The organism is Paenirhodobacter populi, from assembly GCF_004022215.1.
GTDB classification, from domain to species: domain Bacteria; phylum Pseudomonadota; class Alphaproteobacteria; order Rhodobacterales; family Rhodobacteraceae; genus Rhodobacter; species Rhodobacter populi.
Genome location: NZ_SAUZ01000079.1, coordinates 1 through 1061, shown reverse-complemented (window position 1 = coordinate 1061; position 1061 = coordinate 1). Strand labels below are relative to the sequence as shown.

The 1061-nt window shown below is 73.6% G+C and carries 1 protein-coding gene; it reads left to right on the top strand.

All coding sequences use genetic code 11. The annotated features are described in order from the left end of the window. Window positions 1-1061 (top strand): aldehyde dehydrogenase family protein (locus D2T30_RS22880; protein ID WP_128210656.1); only part of this gene is annotated, 1061 nt, incomplete at both ends.

Genomic DNA, 1061 nt, shown 5'->3' with positions numbered 1-1061 from the left:
GCGCATCGGTTCTCGATGGGGACGGTGGAGTTGGTCGAGCGGGCGGCGGAGGCGGCGGAGGAGGCGTTCTGGTCCTATGGCTACGCGAGCCGGGCCGAGCGCGCCGCTTTCCTCACCGCCATCGCCGACGGGATCGAGGCGCGTGGGGCCGACATCACCGCCATCGGCTGTCAGGAAACCGGCCTGCCCGAGGCGCGGCTGAACGGCGAGCGCGCCCGCACCACGGGGCAGCTGCGGCTCTTTGCGGAAACGATCCTGAAGGGTGATTACCTCGACCGCCGCCACGACCCGGCGCTCCCCGACCGCAAGCCGCTGCCGCGCCCCGATCTGCGGCTGATGCAGCGGCCGATCGGGCCGGTGGCGGTGTTCGGCGCCTCGAACTTCCCGCTGGCCTTCTCGGTCGCGGGCGGGGATACGGCGGCGGCGCTGGCGGCGGGCTGTCCGGTGGTGGTCAAGGGCCATTCGGCCCATCCCGGCACCTCGGAGATCGTGGCCGAGGCGATCCATGCGGCGGTGCAATCCTGCGGCGTGCATCCCGGCGTCTTCTCGCTGGTGCAGGGCGGGCGGCGCGAGGTGGGCACCGCGCTCGTCACCCATCCGCGGATCAAGGCGGTGGGGTTCACCGGCTCGCTCGGCGGCGGGCGGGCGCTGTTCGATCTGTGCGCGCAGCGGCCCGAGCCGATCCCGTTCTTCGGCGAGCTGGGCTCGGTCAATCCGATGTTCCTGCTGCCCGGGGCGCTCGCGGCGCGCGGGGCGGAGATCGGCGCGGGCTGGGCGGCCTCGATGACCGGCTCGGCGGGGCAGCTGTGCACCAATCCGGGCATCGCGGTGGTGCCCGAGGGGGCCGAGGGCGATGCCTTCGTCGCCGCCACCGCCGCGGCGCTGCGCGACGTGGCGCCGCAGGTGATGCTGACCGCCGGGATGGCCAGGGCCTACCGCGAGGGCAAGGAGCGCTTCGACAGCCGCAATGCGGTGCGCCCGGTTTTTACCAGCGAAAGCGGCGGCCGCATGGCGGGGCCGACCCTCTACGAGGTCCCCGCGGCGGCGTTCCTTGAGGATCA